The organism is Mammaliicoccus sp. K-M42, from assembly GCF_022386375.1.
Taxonomy (GTDB): Bacteria; Bacillota; Bacilli; order Staphylococcales; family Staphylococcaceae; genus Mammaliicoccus; species Mammaliicoccus fleurettii.
Window position 1 is genome coordinate 1 of the sequence record NZ_JAJNIS010000040.1, and the last position, 1,180, is coordinate 1,180.

The 1,180-nt window shown below is 39.7% G+C and carries 1 pseudogene; it reads right to left on the bottom strand.

Annotated features, from left to right (window positions below):
* Positions 1-1,133 (bottom strand): annotated as a pseudogene (locus LQ668_RS12225) (YSIRK signal domain/LPXTG anchor domain surface protein); the annotation flags it as partial.
* Positions 1,134-1,180 lie beyond the last annotated feature (47 nt).

A 1,180-nucleotide genomic window follows, 5' to 3' on the forward strand; every position in this document is an offset into this window, starting at 1 on the left:
GTGATTTCAGCTACGCCTTGATCATTTGCGATACCTTCACCAATCTTATTGCCATCTTTATCGAAGATTTCAACTTTAGTTCCAGGGTCAGTAGTCACTGAAATTGGATCTTTCGTACCACCTTTACCTGATAAGTCTGTTTGAATCACAGGTTTAGTTGGCGGTGTTGTATCTTTCGATTTGACAGGTTCAGAAGCATCAGATGTATTCGGTGTTTCCGCATTATCCGTTGCTTTCGCTGTAATATTACCTTCAGGTAATGGTTTTGTTGGCGTGATTTCAGCGACACCTTGATCATTTGCGATACCTTCACCAATTTTGTTTCCGTCTTTATCGAAGTTTTCAACTTTAGTTCCAGGGTCAGTAGTCACTGAAATTGGATCTTTCGTGCCACCTTTATCAGTTAAGTCTGTTTGAATCACAGGTTTAGTAGGCGGCGTTGTATCTTTCGATTTGACTGGTTCAGAAGCGTCAGACGTATTTGGCGTTTCCGCATTATCTGTCGCTTTCGCCGTGATATTACCTTCAGGTAATGGTTTTGTCGGTGTAATTTTAGCGATACCTTGATTATTAGCGACTCCTTCACCAATCTTATTGCCATCTTTATCGAAGATTTCAACTTTAGTTCCAGGGTCAGCTTTTACAACGATTGGATCTTTCGTACCACCTTTACCTGTTAGGTCTGTTTGAATCACAGGTTTAGTTGGCGGTGTTGTATCTTTCGATTTTACTGGGTCAGAAGCATCAGACGTATTCGGTGTTTCTGCATTATCCGTTGCTTTGGCTGTGATATTACCTTCAGGTAATGGCGTTGTCGGTATAATTTCAGCGACACCTTGATCGTTAGCGACACCCTCACCAATCTTATTGCCATCTTTATCGAAGATTTCAACTTTATTTCCAGGGTCAGTAGTCACTGTAATTGGATCTTTTGTACCACCTTTATCAGTTAAGTCTGTTTGAATCAGAGGTTTACTTGGCGGTGTTATATCTTTCGATTTAACTGGATCCGAAGTATCAGACGTATTTGGCGTTTCCGCATTATCTGTCGCTTTCGCTGTGATATTACCTTCAGGTAATGGAATAGTTGAGTCAAGTCCATAATTTTGTGTAATATCTTTAGATGTAATCAACCATTGGTTTTTCTATGGTATTAACAAAATATATATGCTTGGTTTTT